The following is a 25,937-nucleotide window of genomic DNA, read 5'->3' as shown; positions in this document are numbered from 1 at the left end:
CCTTGTCCGCTCCCCTGCTCATCACCTTCGACAAGGTCTGGAAGAGCTATGGCGAGGGCGAGGCGCAGGTGCATGCGCTCGCCGGCGTCGACCTCGCCATACGCCGCGGTGAGTTCGTCGCCATCATGGGGCCGTCCGGCTCGGGCAAGTCGACGGCCATGAACATCATCGGCTGCCTGGACACGCCGACCGCCGGAACCTACAGTTTCATGGGCATCGATGCCGGCCGGCTCGACCGCAACCGCCGCGCCGTGCTGCGCAACCTCTATGTCGGCTTCGTCTTCCAGGGCTACAATCTGTTGCCGCGCACCACGGCGGCCGAAAATGTCGAGCTGCCGCTGATCTACCGCGGCGTTTCGGCCCGTGAGCGCCGCGATCTCGCCATGCAGGCGCTGGCTGAGGTCGGCCTGGTCGGGCGCGAGCACCACACGCCAGCCGAACTCTCCGGCGGCCAGCAGCAGCGCGTGGCGATCGCGCGCGCCATCGTCACCCGGCCGACGCTGCTCGTCGCCGACGAGCCGACCGGCAATCTCGATACGGCGCGCACGCACGAGATCATGGAATTGCTGACCAGGCTCAATGCCGAGCTCGGCCTCACCATCGTCATGGTCACGCACGAGGCCGACGTCGCCGGATATGCCGAGCGCACCGTGCGCTTCCTCGACGGCCATGTTGCTTCCGACACCGCGAAGCTGGAACTCGCCCAATGATCTGGGAGACGGTTCGCCTTTCGCTGCGCTCCATTCGCCGCAACGTGCTGCGCTCGTTCCTGACCTTGCTCGGCATCGTCATCGGCGTCGCCGCCGTCATTGCCATGCTGACCATCGGCTCAGGCACGACCGAGAAGGTCAAGTCCGACATTTCCAAGCTCGGCAGCAATCTGCTCGTCGTTCGCGCCGGCCGCCCGGCTGGCCCTGGCGGGCCGGGAGGGCTCGACCAGGTGGTGCGGCCGCTGGCCGAAAAGGATGTTGCCGCCCTGGTCGCGCATCTGAGCGGCGCGCGCGCCATTTCGCCCGCCTCGCAAAAGCAGGTGCGCGTCATCTTCGGCACCGAAAGCCTGACGTCGGGCGTCACCGGCACCGACAGCGCCTATCTCGACGCGCGCGACTGGAAGCTGGTCTCGGGCCGGCCGTTCAGCGATTCCGAGACGCGCTCCGGCGCCGGTGTGTGCCTGATCGGCGAGACGGTGCGCCAGCAGTTCTTTGGCGCCGGCGATCCCGAAGGCGAGATCATCCGCGTCAACCGCACCTCCTGCAAGATCGTCGGTCTGCTGGAGCCGAAGGGCTACACCGGCTTCGGCCAGGACCAGGACAATGTCGTGCTGATGCCGCTGCACGCCTATCAGCGCCGCATTGCCGGCAACCGCGACATCGACAACATCTATATCGCCGCCGACGAGCGGACGCCGACCAGCGAATTGCAGCCGCGCGTCGAGGACATTTTGCGCGACACGCGCCGCGTCACGCCCGACCGCGATGACGATTTTGCCATCCGCGACATGACCCAGATCGCCGACGCCATGGCCAGCGCCACCACCACCATGACCGGCATGCTGGGCGCCGTCGCCGGCGTCAGTCTGCTTGTCGGCGGCATCGGCATCATGAACATCATGCTGGTCTCGGTGACCGAGCGCACGCGCGAGATCGGCATCAGGCTGGCGATCGGCGCGCATGAAAAACACATCCTCATCCAGTTCCTGGTCGAGGCGACGGTGCTGTCGCTCTTTGGCGGCATCATCGGCATCCTGATCGGACTTTCGCTGGCCGGCCTCGCCTCGGCGACGCTGAACATCCCGTTCGCGCCCAGTCCGGCGGTCATCCTGCTCGCCGTCGGCTTCTCGGCGCTGATCGGCATGGTGTTCGGCTTCTTCCCGGCGCTGCGCGGCGCCAGGCTCGACCCGATCGATGCGCTCCGCCACGAGTGATTACCGGCGGCCTGTCCGGATAAATTCAGGGCTGATCGTCGGAGAAATGCCACTCGATCAGCGGCTTCATATGCCCCATCAGCCCGCCCGGCAGGTCGGCGGCATGGCGGATGATCACCGGCCCCTCGATCTCCGGCTCTGCCTCGGCGGCAACGAAGGCGCTGATGCGCCGCTCGATCTCGTCGGCCGGCTCGGGAACCTGGTAGCGGCGGAAGATCACGGTGCCGCTTGCCGTCGATAGCGCGTGATAGCGCTGTCCGCGCTCAGCCGTCGAAAGGTCCAGCCCAGTCTCCTCCCTCACCTCGCGGATCATGTTGAAGTCGACATCGACAAAACCGTCGCGAAAATCGGTCGGCTCGAACGAGCCGGCGGCGAAATAGACGCCGCCTGCATTGACCGTGTGCGCGCCCATGCGGATTGCCACCAGCGCATTGTCGCCGGCGACCAGCATGGCATGTGCGTAGGCATGCTCGGCGCCGCTCCCCTGGCGCTGCCTGCGCCACAGCATGAAGCTCGAATACTTCACCGCATGGCAGCGTCCGGTGAGCCGGCTGTCGCGGTAGCTGAGCTCCGAAAGCAGCACCACCGTGCCGTCGTAGAGCGCGGGTTTGGCGCTCATCTCGCGCTGCCAGTTCTCGGCGATGGCAGCCTGGTTGTCGCGTTCGAACGGGTGCGGGCCTGAGTCGAGCCGGACGTCGACCGCGTCGACCGGCAGGATCACATTGCGGGGCAGGTCGAAACTCACCGGTTATGCCATGTCCAGGGTGATCGCCACCGGGCAGTGGTCGGACGCCTTCGGCCGATCCCAGCCGGCACGTGGGAAGCGCTCGACTTCCTGGCCGGGCGGAAAGATGGTGCGCCACGGCTGGCCGTTGCGGATGATGTCCGGAACCGCCGTCGCGTTCTTCGCGGCAAACGCCTTCGACAGCAGGATATAGTCGAGCTGGCACAGATGCCGCTCTTGCGGGCCGCGCGTGTGATAAAAACTCCAGCGGTCCATCTCCGGCCGCCGCTCGACGACGTTCTCGCAAAAGCCGCCGGCGGTGAACACGTTGATGCAGGATTGGCGCTCGTCGATCACCTCGAAGCGGTAGCCGTCGAGGCTGTCGCCTTCGATCTTCACGCGCTGCCTGTAATCGTTCATGTCGCCGCAGATCGCCCAGCGCTTGTCGGCGGCATGATCCTTGCCGAAGCGCTCCTCGATGATGCGGCGCACGGCTTGAGCCTCGGCAACGCGCAGCGGCATCGTCGCCTCGCGGCCGTCGAGCCCGTTGCGGGGCGAGCCCATCGATTTCAGATGCACGAGATAAAGCGTCAGCGGCACGCCGCCCACCCTGACGTCGATCTCGAGGCAGTCGCGCCGGAAAACGCGTTCGTTGGCCAAATGCCCGAGCGCGGCAAGCTCCGGCGTGAACAGGCCGAACTGCTCGAAGGTGACATAGGCATGACTGGTCATGCGCACGAACTCGATCGGCTGGCCCTGCGCGGTCTCGCTGCGCATCATCACGGCGACGTCGATGCCGCGCGAGTCGTTGCCGGCCGTGGTGTATTTCTGGCGGTAGCCCTGCCCGACCATCTTGAACAGATAGCCATATTCGAACGCCTTCAGCGCCTCGATATTGTCGACCTCCTGCATGCAGATGATGTCCGCGCGGGTGGCGGCGATGGCAAGCGCGGTCAGTTGGCGCGTATCGTCCGACTGCGCGATCGCCCTTGCCTGCTCCAGCATGCGATATTCGGCCTCGCTCTGGATATCGAACAGCGCCAGCGTGCGATCCTCGTTGAGCTGGTTGCGATATCCGGAGAAATCGAACCTGTTCATCAGGTTCTCGACGTTGAAGGTGGCTAGGCGAAGCGGCATGGCCGTGACCTTTGCCTGCAAGCGAGGCCGAAAACAAGAGCCGGGCGCCTACGCGCCATGGTTGATGGAACCTTTTCCGTTCATCTTCCGTTCAGACGGAAAGTCCCATCAATAGGCCTCTTCCCCGGGGTATTCTGGGCGTGGGGCCTTGCTCCTTGGAGAGTGAAATGAAACCGCTCTTTTCTTCCCTCGGCTCCGGGCTGGTGGCCTTGGGCCTTATGGCGGGTCTGACGGCGCCGTCGATCGCCGGTCCGATCCTGCAGCCCGATCTATCGACCGCGACAAGTTCGGCGGCACCCACCATCATCCCGGTGCGCGACAGCTGGGCCGGCGGCAACGACCGGCAGCAGATGTTTGACTGGCGCTGGCGGCGCGGCGGCGACTGGCGCGGCCGCGACTTCAGATGGCGCGGCGGCGACTTCCGCGCCCGCCATTTCTCCCGCAACTGGGATGGCGGCGATTGGAATGGCGACTGGCGCTGGCGGCACCATCGCCATCATCGAGGTTTCGACAATGGTGAAGCCGCCCTTCTTGGCTTGGGCCTCGGCCTTGGCCTGGGCAGCCTGGCCTACGACAATTATTATGACCCCTACTACTATGATCCCTATCCGCGCTACTACCACCCGCGGCGCATTTACCGGACGGAGCGGCTTTCCAGCGCGCATGTCCGGTGGTGCTACAACCGCTATCGGTCCTATCGCGCCTGGGACAACACTTTCCAGCCTAATTACGGCCCCCGTCGGCAGTGCATTTCACCTTATGCCTGAGGCCAAGGGTTAGTCCGATGAGCGGGCCGCGACGCGGCCCGTTTCGTCATGTCCAAGCTGTCCGCGATGGCCCGTGTAACCCTATGTTCATCGGCGCGATGTATCTCGCTGCGCGGTGCCCCCAAAACACGATCGCCTCATCGATCGTCAGGACATGCCGCCATGCCCGAAGATGACAACAGAACCAAGCGCAGGCAGCGCGTGCTGAAGGGTGCGGCGATCCTGACCGGCATTGCCAATTCCGAGGTCAAGTGCACGGTGCGCAACATGCATCCCGGCGGCGCCGAACTGAAGGTGCCGATCGAGGCGCGCGTGCCCGACGAGTTCCTGCTCTATGTGCCGACCGACGGCATCGGCTACAAGGCGATCGTCCGCTGGCGCCGCGAGGACCGCATCGGCGTCGAGTTCACGGGCACCGAGCCGAAGCCGCACTGGCATTACGGCTGACGCCGGGGGTCGCGGTCAGTCGACAACAACCAAGGCGCGAAAAGGCCGGCGGTTTGCCCCGTCGGCCTTTGCCGTAGCAATAAAATGCGTGATCAGGATCGCCTTAGTTCTTGGCCTTGTCGACCAGCTTGTTCTTGGCGATCCACGGCATCATCGCGCGCAGCTTGGCACCGACTTCCTCGATCTGGTGGCTGTCGTTGCCGCGCCGGATGCCCTTGAAGCGCGACAGGCCGGCGCGGTATTCCTGCATCCATTCGGAGGTGAATTTACCGGTCTGGATGTCCTTCAGGATGCGCTTCATCTCGGCCTTGGTCTCGGCGGTGATGATGCGCGGACCCGAGACATATTCGCCCCATTCGGCGGTGTTCGAGATCGAGTAGTTCATGTTGGCGATGCCGCCTTCATAGATCAGGTCGACGATCAGCTTGACCTCGTGCAGGCACTCGAAATAGGCCATCTCCGGCGCGTAGCCGGCTTCCACCAGCGTCTCGAAACCGGCGCGGATCAGCTCGACGAGACCGCCGCACAGCACCACCTGCTCGCCGAACAGGTCCGTCTCGCATTCCTCGCGGAAGTTGGTCTCGATGATGCCCGAGCGGCCGCCGCCGACGCCGCAGGCATAGGAGAGCGCAAGGTCGAGCGCGTTGCCCGAAGCGTCCTGGTTGACGGCGACCAGGCACGGCACGCCGCCGCCCTTCTGGTATTCGCCGCGCACCGTGTGGCCGGGACCCTTCGGCGCGATCATGACGACGTCGACCGAAGCCTTCGGCTCGATCAGGCCGAAATGCACGTTGAGGCCGTGCGCGAAGGCGATCGCGGCGCCGTCGCGGATGTTCGGCGCGATCTCGTTTTTGTAGATGTCGGCCTGCAGCTCGTCCGGCGTCGCCATCATCATCAGGTCGGCCCATTTGGCGGCATCCGCCACGCTCATCACCTTGAGTCCGTCGGCCTCGACCTTCTTGGCGGTCGCCGAGCCGGCCTTGAGGCCGATGGCGATGTCCTTGACGCCGGAATCTTTCAGGTTGAGCGCATGCGCCCGGCCCTGGCTGCCATAGCCGATGATGGCGACCTTCTTGCCTTTGATCAGATTGAGATCGGCATCGCGATCGTAATAGACACGCATTTTGGTCTTCCTTCCCGTTTTGAAGATCAGAGGCCTTGCGGCCGGTTGTTTGCCTCCCGGGTCTTCGACCCGTAGAGAGCGAGAAACTGCTGCGTCGCGCGGGCGGCGTCGCCGCCGATTGCCGCCTCAGTCAATTGCAGCCGGTCGCCGAGCAGAAGCCGGATCTGCACGTCGCGGCCGACCAGTCCGAAAAAGGTCCTGAACGCCGTCTCGGCTTCCTCGAAGTCGAGCAGCCCGGCCTCGCGTCCCGCTTCGAGCACCGGCTTCAGGCGCCTGGCGAGCGCGAAGCGCCCGTTCTGCAGCACGATAGCGCCAAGATCATCTTTGCCGGAACCGGCATGACCGACCGCCACCCGGTTCAGCGCGATCGACGTGTCGCTGGAGATCACCCTCAGCCAGTCGGAGGCAAAACGCTCCAGGCTTGCCGTCAGCGAAGCAAGGTCGAGCCTGTCGCGGTCGACTGGCGCCACGCGCACCTTGGAGGCCTGCCATTGGACCGTCGCAGTCAGTAGCCCGTCGCGGTCGCCGAACCATTTGTAGAGCGTTTCCTTGGAACAGCTTGCCCGCCGCGCCACCGCGGTCATGGTCAGATTGTCGCCCTCCTCGACCAGCAGGCGAAGCGCCGCATCCAGAACGGCTTGCTGCCGTTCGGTGAGCCCTTCGCTGTTGTCAATGTCCGGCGCGCTGTTCAACAAAGTTCTCTCGTCAGGCTTGCGGCAAGAAGCGTACCGTACGTTACGGTTCTGCAGTCTATGCCGCATTGCCTCGATCGGCGCAAGCCCTATTTGCCTGCAGACCGCATATCAGGATGGCCCGAATAGAATATTAGGTTATCGAGGGACGACGATGCTGATCGGGTTGCTGGCCTTGACCGTTGCCGCCGCCTTCACCGGCGCCGCAATCTATGTCAGCGTCGCCGAGCAACCGGCGCGGCTGCGGCTGGATGACAAGGCGCTGCTGCAGGAATGGCAGCCTTCCTACAAACGCGGCGCCGCCATGCAGGCCTCGATCGCCTTGCTTGCCTGCATTCTCGGCCTGATCGCCTGGTGGCGGACCGGTTTTTCAGCCTATCTGGCCGGAGCGGTGCTCGTCATCCTGCCCTGGCCATGGACGCTGCTGGTGATGATGCCGACGAACCGGCAGCTTGAGGCTATGGATGTGGCGGTTGCAAATCCGCAGGCGCGGCCGTTGATCATCAAATGGGGCGGGATGCATCTCGTCCGCACCACATTGGGCGCGCTGGCGACGATAGCCTTTCTCTGGGCGTTGTATGTTGCCTAGGGTGTGTTGAGATTCAGGTCAGGCCGAGTCGAAAATGGTGGCTTCCGAGAACCGGAGCGGAGCGTACTTGAAGTACGTGAGCACCGGAAGCGCAGGAAACCGCCATTTGCAGGCCGGCCTCACCTGAATATCAACACACCCTAAGGCGCCTGCCTGGTTTTTCATTCCATGATCGGCGGATGCCGCAGCCGCCCGAGCAGCGCCGCCAGCGTTTCCAATTCCTTCACTGAAAGCTTGTCGCCCATCAGCGCCTTGATCGAGGCTCCGTAGACCGACCACATGCGGCGTCGCATGTTCCGGCCGCTCGCCGTGATGCGCACCGTTTGCCCACGGCCGTCTTCGGTGACGGGCAATTTCTCCACCAGGCCATCCGCCTCGAGCCGCGCCAGGAGCCGCGAGATGTTGTACTGCGCCAACAGTGTGCGATCGACCAGTTCGAAGGGGCGCAAACTGCCCTCGCCCGCTTCGGCGAGTTCGTGCAACACGTCGTACCAGGCAAGCGGCGGCAGGCCGCCGGCCTTCAGCACCTCCTCGGTCCTTTCGACAAGCTGGCGCGAGACGCGCATCAGGCGAGCCCAGGCGTCGATGGCCTGCGGTGAAGGGGATGTCTTCGTCATCGGCGCAGCCTACGCGATAGATGCAATTGCATCAAGCTTGACGGTCGATGCATATGCATCTATATAAATGCAAATGCATCGATATGGAGTTTTCCGATGAAACACGAAATCTGCAAGATCGCCGACATCCCGCAAAGCGGCAGCCTGATCGCGCCGTTCTTCGGCCGCGAGGTCCATGTCTGGCGCAGCGGCGAGCGCATTCGCGCCGCGGCCAATGTCTGCCTGCATTTCGGCGGGCCGCTCGACTGCAGGGACGGCGCTTTCGTCTGCCAATGGCATGGCGCCAGCTTCGACATGGAAAGCGGCGCGCGGCTCGAAGGCCCGGCGCCGAAGGGCTCGCGCCTGATGTTTCTCTCCACGCGCGTTGAGGATGGCACGCTGAACTATATCTGGGGAGAGTGAGATGGGCGAAAAGCTCGTTCTCGTCAGCCATCACCTCTGCCCCTATGTGCAACGCGCGGCGATCTCGCTGGCCGAGAAAAGCGTGCCGTTCGAACGCGTCAACGTCGACCTCGCCGACAAGCCAGACTGGTTCAAGGCGATCTCGCCGCTCGGCAAGGTGCCGCTGCTGCGCGTGCGGCACGACGGCGGAGAAGAAATCATCTTCGAATCGGCCGTCATCCTCGAATTTCTCGAGGAGACGCAGGCCAATCCGTTGCACCCGGCCGATCCGCTCATGCGTGCCAGGCACCGCGCCTGGATCGAATTCGGCTCGGCCATTCTCAATGCGATAGGCCGCTTCTATTCCGCTGCCGATGAGGCCGCGTTCTTCAAGGAAAGCAGCGGCTTGTCGGAAATGTTTGGGCGTATGGAGGCGGAACTGTCGGCAAGGCGGAGCGGTCCGTGGTTCGCCGGCGACCGCTTCTCATTGGTCGATGCCGTCTACGGGCCGATCTTCCGCTATTTCGACACGTTCGACAGGTTCGGTGATTTTGGCATCCTGGATGGAAAACCTCTCGTCCAGGCCTGGCGCAAGGCGTTGAGCGAACGGCAATCGGTGAAGGAGGCTGTCAGTCCGGGCTATCCGCTGCGGTTGCACGCCTTCCTGCGGGCAAAGGCGTCCTATCTGTCGCAGATGATCCGGTCGGAGGCCATTGCAGCTCGGCTAGCCCGATCGGCCTGAACGGATCGATCACGGTTCCTGCAACCATGGCGGCGAGGAATTGCGGCCCCGGCGGGATCTTCGCCAGCGCCGCCACCAGCCGGTCGCGCACGAACGGCAACGTGACGGAGTCCGACTGGTAGAACGGCGTCAACGACAAGGACAGCGCCTGGAAGACCCGCACGTGCCAGCGGCGTGCCCTTGCATAAGTCTCCAGCGCCTCGTCGACGCCACTCGTTCGCGCCAGCGCATGGCTGAGTGCCGCCGCGTCGAGCAGCGCCATGTTGGCGCCCTGGCCGAGCTGCGGGCTGGTCGAATGCGCGGCGTCGCCGATAACCGCCAGCCGTCGCCCGGCCGGCAGCGCCATCGTGTGGTGGCCGTAGCGGGCAAGCGAGAGCTGCTCGAAACTGTCGATCTGGCGGGTGAAAGCCTCGCATTGCGGCCATACCGAGATCACCCTCGCCTTCCACGCGTCGAGGCCTTCGCCCCGCACGCTTTCGACATCCGCCGGCTTGAGGCTCCAGAAGAACGCGGCCATCGTCTCGGCGCTTGGCTCGGGCCTGCCGATCGGCAGCACGCCGACCATGACGCTGGCCTTGTCGTAGCGCTGCAGCAGCGCTTTCGGGTCAAAACCGTCGCGCCAGCCGAGCGAGGCCCAGAAGGCGCCATAGGTAAGCGGGCGCGGCATGGCCGGATCGCCGAGGCATTGCCGCAGCCTGGAGCGCGCCCCGCTGGCGTCGACGACCAGATCGAAAGGTCCCAGCCGCTTCCCGTTACCGCAGACAAGCGTCGCCCTTTCACCGGCCTCCAACGTCTCGATCTCGACATTGGTTTCGATGGCGATCGCCGCGCGCCGCGCCGCACGATAAAGCACGCCGAAAAGCGCCGCCCGATGTACCGCGAGACCGAAGCGGCCGCGCCTCGAATCATAGCGGACATCGAGCACCGTTCGCCCGCTCTTGGCATCGGTGCCACAAAGACGCTCGATGCGGCTGCCGAGCAAAAGGATGTCTTCAAGCAGGCCGAGATCGGCGAGCACCGTCAGCCCGGTCGGCTGCAGGATCAGGCCGGAGCCGACCGGCTTCGGCTCGTCGAAGCGCTCGAAAACGGTGACTTTGTGCCCTGCCCGCTCGAGATAGAGGGCGGCGGCCAAGCCGGCCGGACCGGCGCCGGCAATCGCGATCTCGTAAGACTTGTCCATTGCCCCCAAACCCGAACCGGCGGGGACAATCTCTCACGGCCAGCGCCAAATCAAGCTGGCGCTTTGACGCTTGTCGTCGATGGAGCCGGCTCAGGCCTGCGCGGCATCGAAGGCGGCGCGCGCCTCGCGTACGGTATCGTGATTGAGTTCGGCCCATTGGATGAGCATCTGCAACGGCGCGAACATCGAGCGGCCGAGATCGGTGAGGCTGTACTCGACGCTCGGCGGCTTGGTCGGAAACACTTCGCGATGCACATAGCCGTCGCGCTGCAGATCGTAGAGCGTCTGCGTCAGCATGCGCTGCGAGATGTCGGGCACCAGGCGGCGCAATTCGCCGAACCGATAAGGCTTTTCGGCCAGCGCCATGACCAGCAGCGAGCTCCATTTGCCGTTGATGCCCTGGATAACATCGCGAACCGGGCAATCAGCGATATTGCCGCCGCCGGTCATCGCTTTGTAGACCTCGAGCTTCGATTTCAGGTTGACAATCTTGCTGTCCATGACGGCGTCCGTTGCTCGAAACGGCATCCAGCCGAGTGGTTCCCCGGCTGTGCCTACCTCCCGAAAAACTGCCTTCTTTACGGCCTCAGGTCAATTCTTATTTTAGCGCTGGTCTCTTTTCGAGACCAGTAACGGCACGCGCCCTTTGGCGCAATTCCAAGGACCTCCCATGACCGAAACCCTCCTCGTCACCGGCGCTTCCGGCCAGCTCGGCCGCGCCGTCATCCGTCATTTGCTGGATGCGCAACAGGTCGCGCCGGCCCGCATCATCGCCACAACGCGCAGTCCCGGGAACCTTGCCGATCTCGCTGCGCAGGGCGTCAGCGTCAGGGCCGCCGACTTCGACGACCCGGCTTCGCTGGAGGAGGCTTTCAAGGGCGCCGACCGGGTGCTGATCATCTCGACCAGCGAATTGGCGGTGCGGGGCAAGCGGCAGGAGCAGCAGCTGGCGGCCGTGGCGGCGGCCAGGCAGGCAGGCGTCGCCCATATTCTCTACACATCGATGCCCGATCCCGAGCCAGGTTCGCCAATTCTCTTCGCTCCCGATCATTTGGCCACCGAACAGGCAATCAAGGCGAGCGGCATCGCCTATACGATCTTCCGCAACGGCTGGTATGACGAGAATCTGTTCTTGTCGCTGCCGCAGACCTTGGCGTCGGGACACTGGTACACGTCGGCGGGCGATGGCGGCATATCATACGGCGCGCGCGACGATCTGGCGGCAGCGATCGCCGCCGGGCTGGCTTCCGAGGCCCGCGCAAGCACGACCTACACCCTGACCGGGCCGAAAGCCTACACTGTCGCCGAGGTTGCAGCGCTTGCCACGGAAATCACCGGCAAGCCGATCGAGGTCATTCAGCTTTCCGATGAAGCTTTGGCCGAGGGGATAAAGGCAGTCGGCGTCCCCGAACCGATCGCCCGGCTTTTGGTATCCTTCGACGCCGCCACGCGCGTCGGCAAACTCGGCATGGTGACGGACGCCGTCGAAAAACTCTCCGGCCGCAAATCCGTGTCGCTGAAGCAATTCCTGGAGGCTAACAAGGCCGTCCTGGCAGTTTGATCTGACCTATCGGACAGGCCGGACCGGATGGCTCGGCCTGTCCTATTTCTTCACCAGTCCCAGTTGGATCAGACTTTCGCCGGTCGCCGCGAGCGCATCTTCGCGTGATCGCGGCGACCAGCCCAGCAGGCGCACCGCCTTGGCGTTGGTGGCGTTCTTGACTTTGCCGAGTTCCGTCACGAGCTGCGCGGCTTCGGCGTTGAACAGTCCGGCGACCCGCACCAGCCAATCTGGAAGCATCCTGGTCGAGACGCGCGCCGCGGCAGCACCCAGTCGGGTTTTCACGGTTTGCGCGATCTGCTGCGCGGTCATGAAGTCACCCGATACCGCCAGGAAGCGCTCGCCCTTGGCGGCGGGATTCGTCATGGCGCGCAAATGCAAATCGGCCACGTCGCGCGCGTCGACCACGCCGAACGACATGCGCGGCAGGCCTGGCAGCGCACCGTTCATCATGCGCTGGACAAACGCGGTGGAGGTTGAATGGTCCGGGCCGAGCACCGGTCCGAAAATCCCGACCGGATTGACCACCGACAGTTCCAGCGCGCCGCCCTCGCCGGCGATGAAATCCCACGCGGCGCGTTCGGCAAGCGTCTTCGACTTCACGTAGGCGCTGACCTTGGCCGTCGGATCGGTCCAGTCTTGTTCGGTGAAAGGCCGCCCGTCGGGCGGTATCTTGCCATAGCCGATCGCGGCAAAGGACGAGGTGAGCACAACGCGCCTGACGCCGGCGTCCCGCGCGGCCCTGAGCACCCGCAAAGCGCCTTCCCGGGCCGGCACAATCAGATCGTCCTCGTGCTTCGGCACGCCGGGCGGAAATGGCGAGGCGACGTGAAGGACGTGATCGCAGCCGGCGACCGCCGCCGGCCAGCCCGCATCGGCCATGAGATCGGCGGCGGCAAAGGAAAGCCTGTCGCCCGGCTCGATCCCCGCGGCTTTCAGCATGGCGAGAACGTCCGCCTCGCGCTTGGCTGAGCGTATGGTCGTGCGCACGCGGTAGCCGGCGTTCAGCAGGGCCACGATGCAATGCGCGCCAAGGAAGCCGGAGCCGCCGGTAACAAGCACCAATTCGCCGCTCACATCCGCCTCCCAAATGCATGCCGGTCAAACCGTACAATGGTTTTCGGGACCACGACATGCATAAAACGGCGGATCGCCGAGTGGCGCTTCAGATCGCCACTTGCGTGCCGATCTCGACCACGCGCCCGGTCGGAATCTGGAAATACTCGGTCGCGTCAGCCGCAGTTTTGGCCAGGCCGATGAACAGCCGGTCTTGCCAGATCGGCATGCCGGAATTGGGCGAGGCTTTCAGCGAGCGCCGCGACAGGAAGAAGGATGTCGTCATGATGTCGAACTTCCAGCCCTGCTTGCGGCAGATGGCTAAAGCGCGCGGGATGTTCGGCTGCTCCATGAAGCCGAAGGTCAGCGTGACGCGCATGAACAGCTCGTTGACCGTCTCCATCTTGACCCGCTCGCTGTCCGGCACGATCGGCTGCGGCGCTGTCACCACCGACAGGACGACGTTCTGCTCGTGCAGCACCTTGTAGTGCTTCAAACTGTGCATCAGCGCCGTCGGGGCGCTGAGCGGATCGCTGGTCAGGAAGACGGCGGTGCCAGAAACCAGCTGCGGCTTTTTCTTCAAAAGGTTCGCCGCCAGGAAGTCGAGCGGGATCTCGTTGCGGCGGGTCTTCTCGAACAGGTAGCGGCTGCCGCGCACCCAGGTCCACATGCCGAGGATAATGGCGAAGGCCACGGCGAGCGAGGCCCAGCCACCCTCGAACACCTTGATGATGTTGGAAGCGAAGAAGCCGATGTCGATCAGCGCGAACAGCGCCGTCAACGCGATCGCCGGCCAGATGTTCCACTTCCAGATGCGCGTCATGACGACGAAAAGCAGCGTCGTCGTCACCAGCATGTTGCCGGTCACCGAGATGCCGTAAGCGGACGCCAGCCTGCTGGATTCGCCGAAACCGACCACCAGCAGCATCACCACCAGCGCCAGCAGTGTGTTGACGCGCGGCATATAAACTTGGCCGGATTGCCTTTCCGACGTGTGCAGGATCTCGAGCCGCGGCAGCATGTTGAGCTGCACCGCCTGCCTGGTCAGCGAGTAGGCGCCGGAAATCACCGCCTGGCTGGCAATCACGGTCGCCGCCGTTGCCAGCACCACCATGGGAATGAGCGCCCAGCCCTCGTTCATCTCGAAGAACGGATGGCCTACCACGCCGCCCTTGGCCAGCACGAAGGCGCCCTGTCCAGCATAGTTGAGCAGCAGGCATGGGAACACGATCGCCAGCCACGCCAGCACGATCGGCTTGCGGCCGAAATGGCCAAGATCGGCGTAGAGCGCCTCGGCACCGGTAACCGCAAGGAAGACGGCACCGATCGTCACGAAAGACACATCGGGCGAATGGATCAGGAACGCGACGATATAGTGGGGGCTGATCGCCCACAGGATTTCGGGGTCGCTGATGATGTGGTTGAGGCCGGAAAGGCCGATGGCCAGGAACCAGATGGCGGTGATCGGTCCGAACACCAGACCGACGCCGCCGGTGCCGAACCGCTGCACGGCGAACACCATGGCCAGGATGACCAGCGTCAGCGGCACCACGTAGGGCTGGAAGGCAGGCGTGACGACATTCATGCCTTCGACCGCCGACAGCACCGAGATGGCTGGCGTGATGACCGCATCGCCGAAAAACAGCGACGCGCCGACGATGCCGATGCCGAGGATGATTGCCGAGCGCGTCGGAAAGCTGCCGCGCGCCAGCGCCATCAGCGACAGCACGCCGCCCTCGCCGCGGTTGTCCGCGCGCAGCACGAACATGATGTATTTCACGGTGACCGTGATCGTCAGCGACCAGATGATGAGCGACAGGACGCCGAGGATATCGGCACGATTGGCGACATCGCCCCCGGACGAGGCATGCAGTGCCTCGCGAAACGCGTAGATAGGGCTGGTCCCGATATCGCCATAGACCACGCCGAGGGCGCCCAGCATCAGCACCTTCGTGCTGTGTTGTTCGATTTCCGGATGGCTCGATTGGTCGACGGGTTCTGCCTCTATACCACCATTGGTAAGAGCCATGCACGACACTCCGATAAACGCGCGGTGCTCTACGCTTGCTGCAGTGCAATATCAAGTGCCGTGGCGTTAGGGCTCCCATGCCGCCAGCGCAGGGCTTACCCCTATACGGAGCGGCCGGGGGCCCTCATCCGGGCAGCCGTCAGATCGCCACCTGCGTACCGATCTCGACCACGCGCCCGGTCGGGATCTGGAAATACTCGGTCGCATCCGCCGCCGAACGCGCCAGGTTGATGAACAGCCGATCCTGCCACACCGGCATGCCGGAATTGGGCGAGGCTTTGAGCGAGCGGCGCGACAGGAAGAAGGATGTCGTCATGATGTCGAACTTCCAGCCCTGCTTGCGGCAGATCGCCAGGGCGCGCGGGATGTTGGGCTGCTCCATGTAGCCGAAGGTCAGCGTGACGCGCATGAAAAGCTCGTTGACCGTCTCCAACTTGACCCGCTCGCTGTCCGGCACGGTCGGCTGCGGCGCCGTCACGACCGAGAGGATGACGTTCTTTTCATGCAGCACCTTGTAGTGCTTCAGGCTGTGCATCAGCGCCGTCGGGGCGCTGAGCGGATCGCTGGTCAGGAAGACGGCGGTGCCCGACACCAGCTGCGGTTTTTTCTTCAGAAGGTTCGCCGCCAGGAAATCGAGCGGAATTTCGTTGCGGCGGGTCTTGTCGAACAGATATCGGGTGCCGCGGATCCAGGTCGACATGATCAGCCCCATGATGCAGGCGACCGTGATCGACACCCAGCCGCCCTCGACGATCTTGACGATGTTGGCCGAGAAGAAGCCGAGATCGATGGTGCCGAAGACCAGCGCCAGCGCAATTGCGGGCGCCAGCTGCCATTTCCAGAGCCAGCGCATGACCACGAACAAAAGGATCGTCGTCATCAGCATTTCGCCGGTCACCGAAATGCCATAGGCCGAGGCGAGCGCGCTCGAGCTGCCGAAGCCGACGACCAAAAGCATCACGCCGAGCGCAACCAGCAGATTGACCCTGGGCATATAGATTTGGCCGCTCTGCATCTCGGAAGTGTGCTGCACTTCGATACGGGGCAAAAGGTTGAGCTGCACCGCCTGCCGCGTCAGCGAGAAAGCTCCGGAGATGACCGCCTGGCTGGCGATGACGGTCGCTGCCGTCGCAAGGCCCACCATCGGCATCAGCGACCATTCGGGCAGCATCTGGAAAAACGGATTGGTCGGCTTGCCGCCATGCGCCAGCACGAACGCGCCCTGGCCGAAATAGTTGAGCAGCAGGCAGGGGAACACGATTGAAAACCATGCCAGCACGATCGGCTTGCGGCCGAAATGGCCAAGGTCGACATAAAGCGCCTCGGCCCCGGTGACGGCCAGGAACACCGCCCCGACGGTGACGAAGGCCCCCGTTGGCGTGGTGGCCAGATAAGAGACCGCATAATAGGGGTTGATCGCCAGCAGGACGGACGGATCGTCGAGCAGATGGTACAGGCCGGCAAGGCCTATGGCCACGAACCAGGTTGCCGTCACCGGCCCGAACACCGCCGCCACCTTGCCGGTGCCGAAACGCTGCACGGCAAAAAGTACCGCCAGGATGACCAGCGTGATTGGAACGACATAGGCATCGAGCGCCGGCGTGATGACCTCCAGGCCTTCAACGGCGGAAAGCACCGAGATGGCCGGCGTGATGATCGAATCACCGAAAAACAGCGCCGCGCCGCAAAGGCCGATTCCGAGGATGAACCTCGATCCGTTCGGGTAGGCGCTGCGCGCCAGCGACATCAGCGACAAGGTGCCGCCCTCGCCCTTGTTGTCCGCCCTCAAGACGAAGGCGACATATTTGATCGTGACGATGATCGTCAGCGCCCACACGATCAGCGACAACACGCCGAGGATGTCGTTGCGGGCGATCGGCCCTCCCGACGCGTGGAGCGCCTCGCGGAAGGCATAAATCGGGCTGGTGCCGATATCGCCGTAGACGACACCGAGCGCGCCGAGCATGAGAACTTTGGTACTGTGCTGCCGCTCGGTTTCGGCATGGCCCGATTGTTCGAGGTTTTCCGCCTCGCTGCTGGCGTTGGCTAGCACCATGCACCCCACTTTATCAGATGCGCGATGCTCCACTGTCGCCGCATTGCGAAAGACTCGCAAAAAACGCGGGAGTTACGCAAGGCTTCCTCGCCCTACCATCCGCATGCCTTCAAGAACCGCCCAACCGTGCCGGCCATGCCATACTCCAGCGCATCGGCTGTCAACCCATGTCCGATCGATACTTCGGCCAATGCCGGGATGCGTCTGGCCAGCGCCGGCAGGTTAGCCACCGTCAGATCGTGCCCGGCATTGACCTGAAGCCCGGCCGCGAGTGCCGCATCCGCGGTTTTTCCCAGTTTTTCCAGTTCCTTCGCCGCCCTGGCGGAATCGGAATGAAAGCCGCCATAGGGGCCGGTGTAGAGTTCGATCCGGTCGGCGCCGGTATCGCGGGCGGCATTCACACCGCCCGGATCGGCGTCGGAAAACAGCGACACGCGAAAGCCGCCCTTCTTCAATCGCTTGACGACCGGTGACAGGAACGCGGCCTGGGCAACGAAGTTCCAGCCGTGGTCCGATGTCGCCTGCGCCGGATCGTCCGGCACCAGCGTCACCTGTTCCGGCTGATGCTTTTCGACGAGCGCGAGGAAATCCTCGGTCGGATAACCCTCGATGTTGAATTCCGCCTGGGGAAACTCATCGTCGATCAGCGCCCTGATCTGAGGCAGATCGGAATGCCTGGTATGCCGCTCGTCGGGACGCGGATGCACCGTCAGCCCATGCGCGCCGGCGGCGAGCGCAATGCGGCCAAGGCCGGTGACGCTCGGCCACGGCAGGTCGCGACGGTTGCGCAGCATGGCGACGGCGTTGAGATTGACCGAAAGCTTTGCGGGCATGATCAGGCTTCCAAACTGGATTTTGGCGGGCATCTATACCGCCTTTAACGGGAACAGATAGTGGGTTTTCGGTGTTCCAGAAGAACCAGACGGTGGCAAAGCGAAAGGAAAAGGTCGTGAATTTCCTCGACGCCGTGCCGGCGATACGCCGCCTCGACACCAACCGCGATGCGCTTTTTGCCATCGATGTGGTCGGTGACGTAACCCCAGCGGATGCGGAAAACCTGTTCGGTCTGCTGGAAGCGGCCTATGCGCTTCACCCGAGGATCGACGTTCTGGTTCGGTTGACCGACCAGGAAAGCGTCGATTGGGCCAACATCTCGAAAGAAACGCTCCGCCAGGGTGTGGCCGATGCGCTGGAACATGTCGTGCGCTGCGCGGTCATTGGCGAGCCGGACTGGTCGTCCTTTGCTGGCGGCTTCTTCCCGAAGGTTTTGCCGTTCGAGTTCAGGCGCTTTGGCAGTGACGACGAAGAAGCCGCCTGGCAATGGCTTGGCGCGAGACAGACGGCGGCTAGCGGACGACCGTCAGCCGCTCGGCGGCGCGGGTGATCGCCGTATAGAGCCAGCGCTGCCGGGTCTCCTTGAAGGCCCAGCTCTCGTCGAACAGCACGACGTCGTTCCATTGCGAACCCTGCGCCTTGTGCACGGTCAGCGCATAGCCATAGTCGAAATCGTCGAACCGCTTCTTCTGCTGCCAGGGAATTTCGGCGTCGGGATCCTCGAATGCAGCCTTGAGCAGCTTGATCTTGGCAACGCCGCGATCCGGATCATCCTCTTCGGGCGAGACCAGCAGGTTGATGCCGGGTTTCACCGTCTCGCGCGACGAGGTCATCACCTTCCACAGCGAGCCGTTGAGCAGCCCCTTGGCCGGATCGTTGCGCAGACACACCAGCTTGTCGCCTGCCTGCGGATAGTCGGCGTTGAACCCCTTCAGCTCGCGAAGGCGTTGGTTGTAGCGGCGGCGCGTGCGGTTGGTGCCGACCAGAACCTGGTCGGCCTTGAGCACCAGATCCTGAGTGACGGCTTCCTTGCCGATTACCTGCGCCGCGCCATAGTCGCCGCGCATGAACTCGCGGCCCTCGCGCACGTCGAGCGCCAGCCGGATGATCGGGTTGTCGCGCGCCTGGCGATGGATTTCGGTCAAGAGCACGTCCGGCTCGTGCTCGGTGAAGAAGCCGCCGCCCGAGATCGGCGGCAGCTGGGCCGGATCGCCGAGCACCAGGATCGGTGTGCCGAAGCTCAGCAGGTCGCGGCCGAGCTGCTCGTCGACCATCGAGCACTCGTCGATGACGACCAGCTTGGCGCGCGCGATCGGACTTTGCCGGTTGAGCGAGAAGGTCGGCGAGATCGAGGTCTTGCCGGTCACCTCGTCGGCAACCGATTCTTCGCCCCGCGGCCGATAGATCAGCGAATGGATGGTGCGCGCATTGACGGCGCCCTTCGAGCGCAGCACCTGCGCGGCCTTGCCGGTGAAGGCGGCGAACTGCACTTGCCCGTCGACATGCTCGGCGAAGTAGCGCGCCAGCGTCGTCTTGCCGGTGCCGGCATAGCCGAACAGCCGAAAGACCTGCGGCCGGCCCTCCTTGAGCCAGCGCCCGACCGCCTTCAGGGCCTCGTCCTGTTGGGGAGAGAATTCCATCAGTTCGACAGACCGGATTCGCGAGCGAAAGACAAGATTGGCCGCCTGCCCATTGACATCGCCGGCAACGATCTCATTTGCCTCCAGTAGGATACGCTATCAGGCGCAGACCGGAACGTAAAGGGAACAAGCGGACTTTTGACCTGACGTTACTTGTCAGGCCCCGGATCGTTCTGTAGCAGGATCGGCTTGCCATGCGGCGTCGCATGCGCGGCGCGTTCCCAGGCGGCGGCGAGCTCGTCCACCTCGCCCTTGCCGGCGACCCGTTTTCGCGACAGCAGCTTTTCCAGCGCCGCCAGCCAATGCTCGTAGTAATCGTGCCCATCGCTTGCAGCGCCCGGCTGCTTCACCTCGGCGGACAAGGCCTCCGCCCATTCGCTCCACGAGAACAGCCCTTTGTCGTGCAGCGCCACTGTCATGGCGAAGGCTTCCGCCTGCCAGGGCTCCGCGAATACCGGTTCTTCGAACCCCTCCGGCAGCTTGGCCTCATGCCGGCTCAAGATAGCTCTCCCAGGCGTCGATCGAGACGCTCAGCGTCGGGTCGGCGCCCTCGCCCCAGATCTCGGCGCCCTCGAACACCACCGTGTAGACCCATTGCGGGTTCTCGCCCTTGCCATGCGCATTGCTGTCGGGGAACACGAAGCCATCGCGCACCGCCTCGATCCTGCCGTTCTTGCCGCGCGCATAGCGCGGCAGGCGCGTGTGGCCGGTCGGGTTGAAATTCTTCGTGCGCACGTGATCGCCCGCCCGGAACCGCGCCGGCCTGGCGATCGGGCGGTCGCATGGTCCGCCCTTGGCCAGCACCGCCGGCACCTCCGCCGCCTTCAGCACTCTCTTTGGCGTCGCGGCCGCATCGACGGCCCTGCCGGCGGCAAGATCGCGTTCCGTGACGAAGCCGTGGCGCTTGAGCAGCGTCTCCAGCGCCTTGATCCAGATCTGGTAGTAGCTCGATGAGTAATAGTCGGCGGGATGCAGCGATTCCCGCGCATGCCTGCTCTCGTCGATATTCCAGGCGCCCATGGCGCCGGCCGTCAGCGTAACGCCTAGCGCCCGCTTTTCCCATTCGGCATGGAAATAAGGCTCGTCCTTTTCGGGCGCGATCGGTCCGAAACCCATCTGCCCGCCGAGATCCTGCGGCCCGTTCATGCCGGTTCCCCTTTATTGCGGCTCTTGGGCCAGCGCCGTGCCGATCATGGCGTCGCGGCTGACCAGCCCGGCGAGTTGCTCCTCGCTCCAGCCTTCGGTGCCCCTTGGCCGCATCGGCACGACGAGATAGCGCAGCTCGGCGGTCGAATCCCAGACTCTGATCTTCTTCTCCGCCGGCAAGGTCAACCCGAACTCCGCCAGCACGCCGCGCGGATCGATCACCGCACGCGACCGGTAGGGCGGCGCCTTGTACCAGACCGGCGGCAGGCCGAGCACCGACCACGGATAGCAGGAGCAGAGCGTGCAGACGACGAGGTTGTGCGTTTCCTCAGTGTTGAACACCGCCTGCATGTGCTCGCCCTGCCGGCCGGTGTAGGAGAGCGATTCGATCGCCGCCGTCGCGTCGCGCTTGAGCCATTCGGCATAGGCCGGATCGTTCCACGCCTTGGCCACCACCCTGGCGCCGTTGCGCGGGCCGATTTTCGTCTCATAGGTGTCGACGATGACGTCGATTGCCGCCGGATCGATCAGGCCCTTCTGGGTCAGGATCGTCTCAAGCGCGCGTACCCGCGCAGCGAACGGATCGAGCTCGTTGTCGTGGTCATGATCATGGGCCATGACATCAGACTAGGATCGCCGGCACGCTGCCGCAAGCGGCACGACTTGGGCCAGAGGCGGCCGCTTTTTGTTTGAAGCATGGTCTTCTCCGAAAAGTCTGCAACTTTTCGGGATCATCCTCTATTCGGCGGCCACCTTTTTCGGTTCGGTTTCTTCCTCGAACAGCGAGGGTTGTTCGACTGGCTGGACCGCGCGCAACGCCGGCCGGCTCCTCTTCGATGAGAAGCCGAGCAGCCAGCCGGAGAAATTCTCGAAATAGACATAAATCACCGGGGTGACGAACAGCGTCAGCGCCTGCGAGGCAAGCAGGCCGCCAACGACCGCGACACCCAGCGGCTGGCGCAACTCGGCGCTGGCGCCGGTGCCGAGCGCGATCGGGAACGTGCCCATGAGTGCTGCCAGCGTCGTCATCATGATCGGCCTGAAACGCATCAGGCAGGCTTTGTGGATGGAGTCCTTGGCCGACATGCCCTGCCGTCGGAGCTCCAGCGCGACGTCGACCATCATGATGCCGTTCTTCTTGACGATGCCGATCAGCATCAGGATGCCGATCACCGCGATCACCGAAAGATCCATGCCGGCGAAACGCAGCGCAAGCACCGCGCCCAGCACCGCCGAAGGCAGGCCGGTGAGAATGGTCAGCGGGTGGATGAAGCTCTCATAGAGAATGCCGAGCACGATGTAGATCGTCAGGATCGCGCCGCCGATCAGCAGGCCCTGATTGGCAAGCGAATCCTGGAAGATCTTGGCCGTGCCGGCAAAGGTGGTCGAGATCGTGCTCGGCAAGCCGATCTGCTCCTTCAGCGCGTTGATCCGGGTGACGCTGTCGCCAAGCGACACGCCCTGCGGCAAATTGTAGGAAATCGTCACCGCCGGAAGCTGGCCGAGCTGGTTGACCGTCAGCGCGCCGGCCGTGCGATCGACCCGCGCGAAGGCGCCGAGCGGCACCAGGCTGCCGCTCGCCGTCCTCACCTGGATGGCCAGCATCCGCTCGGGCGACCATTCGATGTTGGGGTCGAGTTCCATGATGACTTGGTAGCTGTCGGCCGAGCCGAAAATGGTCGAGACCTGTTGGGTGCCGAAGCCGCCATAGAGGCTGGAACGCAGCGTATCGGTGTCGATGCCGAGATTTGCCGCCTTGTCGCGATCGACGACCAGCGTCGCCTGCAAGGCATTGTTCTGCAGGTCGCTGCTGACGTCGGTGAACATGGTGTGATCGGCCGCCATCGCATCATTAAGCTTCTGCGCCCAGATATCGGTCTGGCCGGTATCGAGACCCTGCACGACGAGCTGGTAGGCGCTGGCGGAGGATCGCGCGCCGAGTCTGAGGTTCTGCACCGGCTGCATGTAGGTCTCGATGCCGGCGACGCCGGCCAGTTGCCGTCTCAGGTCGGCAAGCACTTTCTCGATGTTCGGGCGTTGGCTCTTGTCTTTCAGCTGCACATAGAGCTGGCCCTGGTTCAGCGCGCTGCCGCCGCTGCCGGTGGAATAGGCCACGTGCGAGACGTAGGGTGATTGGGCAAATACTTTCGCCACCTGGCCCTGCAGCTTGACCATGGCGTCGAAGGAGATGTCCTGGCGGGCAATCGCCGTCACCGAGATCTGGCCGATGTCTTCCTGCGGGAAGAAGCCTTTCGGCGACACCTGGATCAGCCAGACCGACAGCGCCGCGGTGCCGACAAAGACGAGGAACACCAGGAAAGTGTGCTGCAGGCAGAAGCTCAAAAGCCAGTTGTAGCCGCGGGTGAAGAGGTCGTGCCCGTGGCCTTCGCGGTGCGCATCGCGGTCGGCCTTCGATACCGACAGCAGCCTGGAGCACAGCATCGGCGTCAGCGTCAGCGATACGAACATCGAAGCCAGGATGGCGACTGTCACCACGACCGCGAACTCGTTGAAGATGCGGCCGATCACGCCGCCCATCAAAAGCACGGGGATGAACACCGCCACCAGCGAGATCGAGATGGAGATAATGGTGAAGCCGATCTCGCGCGCGCCCTTCAGCGAGGCGTCGAAGGCCGACAGCGCATCCTCCTCCATGTGGCGGAAGATGTTTTCCAGCATGACGATGGCGTCGTCGACGACAAGGCCGACGGCAAGTGTCAGACCCATTAGCGAAATGTTGTCGATCGAGAAGCCGAACAGGAACATCGCGCCCAGCGTCGCGATCAGCGAGATCGGCACCGCCACCGCCGGGATGATGGTTGCCGTCACCCGGCGCAGGAAGACGAAGATTACCAAAACCACGAGGGCGACGGTGAGAAGCAGCGTGAACTGCACATCGTCGACGGCGGCGCGGATCGAGGTCGAGCGGTCGTTGAGCAGCTTGATCTCGGCAGCGGCCGGCATCTGGTCCTGGAAGGACGGCAGCATCGCCTTGACCTTGTCGACGACGTCGACCGTATTGGCGTCGGGCTGGCGCTGCACGGCGAGAATGACGGCGCGAGTGCCGTCATACCAGCTCGCCGTCGTCGTGGTCTGCACCGAATTGACCACGCGCGTCACCTCGCCGAGCCGCACCGGATGGCCATCCTTGGTGGCGATGATGAGGTTGGAGAAACCGGCGGCGTTGTCGAGCTCGGTGTTCGTCGTGATCGTCAGCTGCTGCTTGTTGTTCTGCAGGACACCCAGCGGCGTGTTGCTGTTGGCCGAGGCGATCGCTGCTTGCAGCTGGTCGATCGAGATGCCGCGCGCGGCAAGTGCGGTCGGATCGATCTGGATGCGCACCGCGTATTTCTGCTGGCCGAAGATCGATACCTGCGCGACGCCGTCGATGGTCGACAGCGACGGCGAAATGACATTTTCGGCGAAGGCGTCGAGATCGGTCAACGGGACTGTGTCGCTGACCAGCGACATCAGAAGGATCGGCGCGTCGGCCGGATTGACCTTGCGATAGCTCGGCGGCGCGGTCATTTGCGGCGGCAGCTGCCGCTGCGTGCGCGCGATCGCCGCCTGCACGTCCGCGGCCGCCGCGTCGATATTGCGGTTGAGCACGAACTGAATGGCGATCGAGGTCTGGCCGAGCGAGTTGGTGGTCGAGATGGAATCGATGCCGGCGATGGTCGCGAATTGCTTGATCAGCGGCGTCGCCACCGATGTCGCCATGGTTTCCGGCGAGGCGCCCGGCAACTGCGCGGAGACGTTGACCACCGGAAATTCAGCACTCGGCAGCGCAGCGACCGGCAGGAATTTGTAGGCAAACACTCCGCCCAGCACGAGGGCGAACGACATCAGCAGCGTGGCGACGGGTCTGCGAATGCAGAATTCGGAGATCATTGGCTGGCCCCGCCGGCCTTGTCGGCTTCCGCGACCTTTGGAGCAGCCTGACCGCCATCGTTGGCCGCCTTGCCTTCATGCACGGCCGCGCCTTGCTTCAGCCTCGTCTGGCCTTCGACGACCACCTTCTCGCCACTCTTCAGCCCCTGGCTGATGGCGCTGTTTTGGCCTTCCGTCAGCGCCACCTGCACCGGCCGCATCTCGACCGTATTGTCAGGCTTGACCACGTAGACGAACGGTCCCTTCTGGCTGGGCTGCACCGCGACCGTCGGAACCGAGGTCATTTGCGGCATCGTGCCGGCCTCGAGCACGACGTTCACATACTGGCCGGGCCACAGCGAAAGGTCCGAGTTCGGTATGCTCGCCCGGGTGGCGATGGTGCCGGAGGCGGTATTGACGCTGGAATCCACGAAATCGAGCGTGCCCTTGCCGATCGGTGTCGGGTCGCCGTCCTTGGTCAAGGTGACCGCCCCTTGCTGCGGGTTGGCCAGCGCCTTGTGCAGCAGCGCCAGATTGCTTTCCGGCAGGTTGAAGTTCACTTGCAGCGGATCGATCTGGGTGATCGTTACCAACGGCGTGGAACTGCTGCTGTTGCCGTTGCTGGTGGTGACGAGATCGCCGACCGAAACGTTGACGGCACCCAGCCTGCCCGAGATCGGCGCCGTGATCGTCGCGTAGCTCAGCTGGACCGTATCGGCATCGATCGTCGCCTTGTCGGCATCGACGGTTGCCGCCGCCGCCTTCTGCGCCGCCACCGCCTGGTCGTAGGTTTGCTGGGTGCCGGCCTGCTTGGCAACGAGATCCTTGGCCCGCTGCAGGTCGGCCGCGGCACTGACCTGCATCGCCTGGTCTTTGGCGAGCGTCGCCTGATCCTTGGCGAGTTGCGCCTTCAGCGCGCGATCGTCGAGCGAGATCAACAGGTCGCCGGCCTTCACCATCTGCCCGTCCTTGACGTGGATCGACACGATCTGGCTGGAGACCCGGGCGTTGATGCTGACCACCTCCGGCGAGGAAACGAAGCCGATGGCATAGCGGCGGATCGGGAAATCCGCGGTCGTAGCGGTTGCCGAAACGATCGAAGCCGAACGCGCGCCCCCGCCGCCGCCCTTCGGATTATCAGATGCCGGGTTGTCCGACGCCTTGGCCGTCCTGCCGGTGCTGTCCGTCGCCGCCTGCTGGCCGGAAATCAGCTGCTCGACCTTGCCGAGCGTCGCAGGCGAAAAATAGAGCCCGGCGCCCGCCAGACAGGCGACCGCTGCAACTGCCAAGGCAATTTTTCCGCGCATCGACATACGCCTTCTACCCGACACGCCGATCCCGGTGGTCCATTTTAGCTCGATTCACGGTCCATTGCCGCGATTTTCGCCGAATAGATAGAAGAAGGGTTTGGCGGAAAAGGGC

Annotated in this window: 26 protein-coding genes; 9 read left to right on the top strand and 17 right to left on the bottom strand. The window is 64.0% G+C overall.

Annotated features, from left to right (window positions below; all coding sequences use genetic code 11):
- The first annotated feature begins 2 nt into the window (after window positions 1–2).
- Both FJ974_RS13410 and FJ974_RS13405 read left to right on the top strand, forming a co-directional pair.
- Window positions 3–710 (top strand): ABC transporter ATP-binding protein, encoded by a 708-nt coding sequence (locus tag FJ974_RS13410; protein ID WP_140530537.1) that lies wholly within the window; start codon window positions 3–5, stop codon window positions 708–710.
- Entirely contained in the window at window positions 707–1,924 is a 1,218-nt protein-coding gene (locus tag FJ974_RS13405) for an ABC transporter permease (RefSeq protein WP_140530534.1), read from the top strand. The genes FJ974_RS13410 and FJ974_RS13405 overlap by 4 nt, the downstream gene beginning before the upstream one ends.
- A gap of 25 nt (window positions 1,925–1,949) precedes the next feature.
- Here the strand turns inward: FJ974_RS13405 and FJ974_RS13400 are convergent, their stop codons facing one another.
- Window positions 1,950–2,669 (bottom strand): hypothetical protein, encoded by a 720-nt coding sequence (locus FJ974_RS13400; RefSeq protein ID WP_140530531.1) that lies wholly within the window; start codon window positions 2,667–2,669, stop codon window positions 1,950–1,952.
- Window positions 2,670–2,672: 3 nt separating this feature from the next.
- Window positions 2,673–3,785 (bottom strand): endonuclease/exonuclease/phosphatase family protein, encoded by a 1,113-nt coding sequence (locus FJ974_RS13395; protein ID WP_140530528.1) that lies wholly within the window; start codon window positions 3,783–3,785, stop codon window positions 2,673–2,675.
- A 167-nt stretch (window positions 3,786–3,952) separates the two neighbouring features.
- Here FJ974_RS13395 and FJ974_RS13390 point away from each other — a divergent pair, with 167 nt between their 5' ends.
- Both FJ974_RS13390 and FJ974_RS13385 read left to right on the top strand, forming a co-directional pair.
- Complete coding sequence (locus FJ974_RS13390; protein ID WP_140530525.1) at window positions 3,953–4,552, top strand: BA14K family protein; 600 nt, start codon at window positions 3,953–3,955, stop codon at window positions 4,550–4,552.
- 162 nt (window positions 4,553–4,714) lie between these two features.
- Window positions 4,715–4,999: a PilZ domain-containing protein gene (locus FJ974_RS13385; protein WP_140530522.1), complete on the top strand. Its 285-nt coding sequence runs from the start codon at window positions 4,715–4,717 to the stop codon at window positions 4,997–4,999.
- Window positions 5,000–5,102: 103 nt separating this feature from the next.
- On the opposite strand, the gene ilvC is transcribed toward FJ974_RS13385, so the two are convergent.
- A complete protein-coding gene (gene ilvC / locus FJ974_RS13380) occupies window positions 5,103–6,122 on the bottom strand; it encodes a ketol-acid reductoisomerase (RefSeq protein WP_140530520.1) in 1,020 nt (339 codons plus the stop codon).
- A 26-nt stretch (window positions 6,123–6,148) separates the two neighbouring features.
- Window positions 6,149–6,817 (bottom strand): TetR/AcrR family transcriptional regulator, encoded by a 669-nt coding sequence (locus FJ974_RS13375; protein ID WP_226891590.1) that lies wholly within the window; start codon window positions 6,815–6,817, stop codon window positions 6,149–6,151.
- A gap of 151 nt (window positions 6,818–6,968) precedes the next feature.
- Between FJ974_RS13375 and FJ974_RS13370 the strand changes: the two genes are divergently transcribed.
- Window positions 6,969–7,403: a DUF1772 domain-containing protein gene (locus FJ974_RS13370; RefSeq protein WP_140530513.1), complete on the top strand. Its 435-nt coding sequence runs from the start codon at window positions 6,969–6,971 to the stop codon at window positions 7,401–7,403.
- A gap of 161 nt (window positions 7,404–7,564) precedes the next feature.
- Here FJ974_RS13370 and FJ974_RS13365 read toward each other — a convergent pair whose 3' ends face one another.
- Window positions 7,565–8,020, bottom strand: a complete 456-nt coding sequence (locus tag FJ974_RS13365; RefSeq protein ID WP_140530510.1) for a MarR family winged helix-turn-helix transcriptional regulator — start codon at window positions 8,018–8,020, stop codon at window positions 7,565–7,567.
- Window positions 8,021–8,116: 96 nt separating this feature from the next.
- Here FJ974_RS13365 and FJ974_RS13360 point away from each other — a divergent pair, with 96 nt between their 5' ends.
- Entirely contained in the window at window positions 8,117–8,422 is a 306-nt protein-coding gene (locus FJ974_RS13360) for a Rieske (2Fe-2S) protein (protein WP_140530507.1), read from the top strand.
- Window position 8,423: 1 nt separating this feature from the next.
- Window positions 8,424–9,143, top strand: coding sequence for a glutathione S-transferase family protein (locus tag FJ974_RS13355; RefSeq protein ID WP_140530504.1), 720 nt, complete (start codon window positions 8,424–8,426; stop codon window positions 9,141–9,143).
- Here FJ974_RS13355 and FJ974_RS13350 read toward each other — a convergent pair.
- Both FJ974_RS13350 and FJ974_RS13345 read right to left on the bottom strand, forming a co-directional pair.
- Complete coding sequence (locus FJ974_RS13350; RefSeq protein ID WP_140530502.1) at window positions 9,031–10,323, bottom strand: FAD-dependent oxidoreductase; 1,293 nt, start codon at window positions 10,321–10,323, stop codon at window positions 9,031–9,033. The two genes, FJ974_RS13355 and FJ974_RS13350, sit on opposite strands and share 113 nt — an antisense overlap.
- 90 nt (window positions 10,324–10,413) lie before the next feature.
- Window positions 10,414–10,824: a winged helix-turn-helix transcriptional regulator gene (locus FJ974_RS13345; protein ID WP_140530499.1), complete on the bottom strand. Its 411-nt coding sequence runs from the start codon at window positions 10,822–10,824 to the stop codon at window positions 10,414–10,416.
- A gap of 169 nt (window positions 10,825–10,993) precedes the next feature.
- Between FJ974_RS13345 and FJ974_RS13340 the strand changes: the two genes are divergently transcribed.
- Entirely contained in the window at window positions 10,994–11,884 is an 891-nt protein-coding gene (locus FJ974_RS13340) for an SDR family oxidoreductase (RefSeq protein WP_140530497.1), read from the top strand.
- Between the two features lie 42 nt (window positions 11,885–11,926).
- On the opposite strand, the gene FJ974_RS13335 is transcribed toward FJ974_RS13340, so the two are convergent.
- The 4 genes from FJ974_RS13335 to FJ974_RS13320 all read right to left on the bottom strand — a co-directional run bounded on the left by FJ974_RS13335 (window position 11,927) and on the right by FJ974_RS13320 (window position 17,858).
- Window positions 11,927–12,961, bottom strand: a complete 1,035-nt coding sequence (locus FJ974_RS13335) for an SDR family oxidoreductase (RefSeq protein ID WP_140530494.1) — start codon at window positions 12,959–12,961, stop codon at window positions 11,927–11,929.
- Window positions 12,962–13,049: 88 nt separating this feature from the next.
- Window positions 13,050–14,969 carry a potassium transporter Kup gene (locus tag FJ974_RS13330; protein ID WP_140530492.1) on the bottom strand — a complete coding sequence of 640 codons (1,920 nt, stop codon included), beginning with the start codon at window positions 14,967–14,969 and terminating at the stop codon, window positions 13,050–13,052.
- Window positions 14,970–15,108: 139 nt separating this feature from the next.
- Window positions 15,109–17,025, bottom strand: coding sequence for a potassium transporter Kup (locus tag FJ974_RS13325; RefSeq protein ID WP_140530489.1), 1,917 nt, complete (start codon window positions 17,023–17,025; stop codon window positions 15,109–15,111).
- 92 nt (window positions 17,026–17,117) lie between these two features.
- Complete coding sequence (locus tag FJ974_RS13320; protein WP_140530486.1) at window positions 17,118–17,858, bottom strand: pyridoxine 5'-phosphate synthase; 741 nt, start codon at window positions 17,856–17,858, stop codon at window positions 17,118–17,120.
- A 71-nt stretch (window positions 17,859–17,929) separates the two neighbouring features.
- Between FJ974_RS13320 and FJ974_RS13315 the strand changes: the two genes are divergently transcribed.
- The gene (locus FJ974_RS13315) at window positions 17,930–18,409 is read left to right on the top strand and encodes an STAS/SEC14 domain-containing protein (RefSeq protein WP_319023058.1); all 480 of its coding nucleotides are present in this window, start codon (window positions 17,930–17,932) and stop codon (window positions 18,407–18,409) included.
- Here the strand turns inward: FJ974_RS13315 and FJ974_RS13310 are convergent.
- The 6 genes from FJ974_RS13310 to FJ974_RS13285 form a co-directional block, all read right to left on the bottom strand.
- Window positions 18,372–19,499 (bottom strand): ATP-dependent DNA helicase, encoded by a 1,128-nt coding sequence (locus FJ974_RS13310; protein ID WP_140530481.1) that lies wholly within the window; start codon window positions 19,497–19,499, stop codon window positions 18,372–18,374. The genes FJ974_RS13315 and FJ974_RS13310 overlap by 38 nt on opposite strands.
- A gap of 149 nt (window positions 19,500–19,648) precedes the next feature.
- Window positions 19,649–19,999 carry a nitrile hydratase accessory protein gene (locus tag FJ974_RS13305; protein WP_140530478.1) on the bottom strand — a complete coding sequence of 117 codons (351 nt, stop codon included), beginning with the start codon at window positions 19,997–19,999 and terminating at the stop codon, window positions 19,649–19,651.
- Window positions 19,986–20,645: a nitrile hydratase subunit beta gene (nthB, locus tag FJ974_RS13300; protein WP_140530476.1), complete on the bottom strand. Its 660-nt coding sequence runs from the start codon at window positions 20,643–20,645 to the stop codon at window positions 19,986–19,988. Before nthB ends, FJ974_RS13305 begins: the two co-directional genes overlap by 14 nt.
- A gap of 12 nt (window positions 20,646–20,657) precedes the next feature.
- Complete coding sequence (nthA, locus tag FJ974_RS13295; RefSeq protein WP_140530473.1) at window positions 20,658–21,263, bottom strand: nitrile hydratase subunit alpha; 606 nt, start codon at window positions 21,261–21,263, stop codon at window positions 20,658–20,660.
- Window positions 21,264–21,383: 120 nt separating this feature from the next.
- The gene (locus FJ974_RS13290) at window positions 21,384–24,536 is read right to left on the bottom strand and encodes an efflux RND transporter permease subunit (protein ID WP_140530471.1); all 3,153 of its coding nucleotides are present in this window, start codon (window positions 24,534–24,536) and stop codon (window positions 21,384–21,386) included.
- On the bottom strand, window positions 24,533–25,822 hold the full coding sequence (locus tag FJ974_RS13285; RefSeq protein ID WP_140530468.1) for an efflux RND transporter periplasmic adaptor subunit: 1,290 nt from the start codon (window positions 25,820–25,822) through the stop codon (window positions 24,533–24,535). The genes FJ974_RS13290 and FJ974_RS13285 overlap by 4 nt, the downstream gene beginning before the upstream one ends.
- Between the last annotated feature and the right edge of the window lie 115 nt (window positions 25,823–25,937).

It is taken from the genome of Mesorhizobium sp. B1-1-8, from assembly GCF_006442795.2.
In the GTDB taxonomy this organism is placed as follows: domain Bacteria; phylum Pseudomonadota; class Alphaproteobacteria; order Rhizobiales; family Rhizobiaceae; genus Mesorhizobium.
Note: the sequence above shows the minus strand (reverse complement) of the source record. Positions and strands in the feature narration are given on the sequence as shown.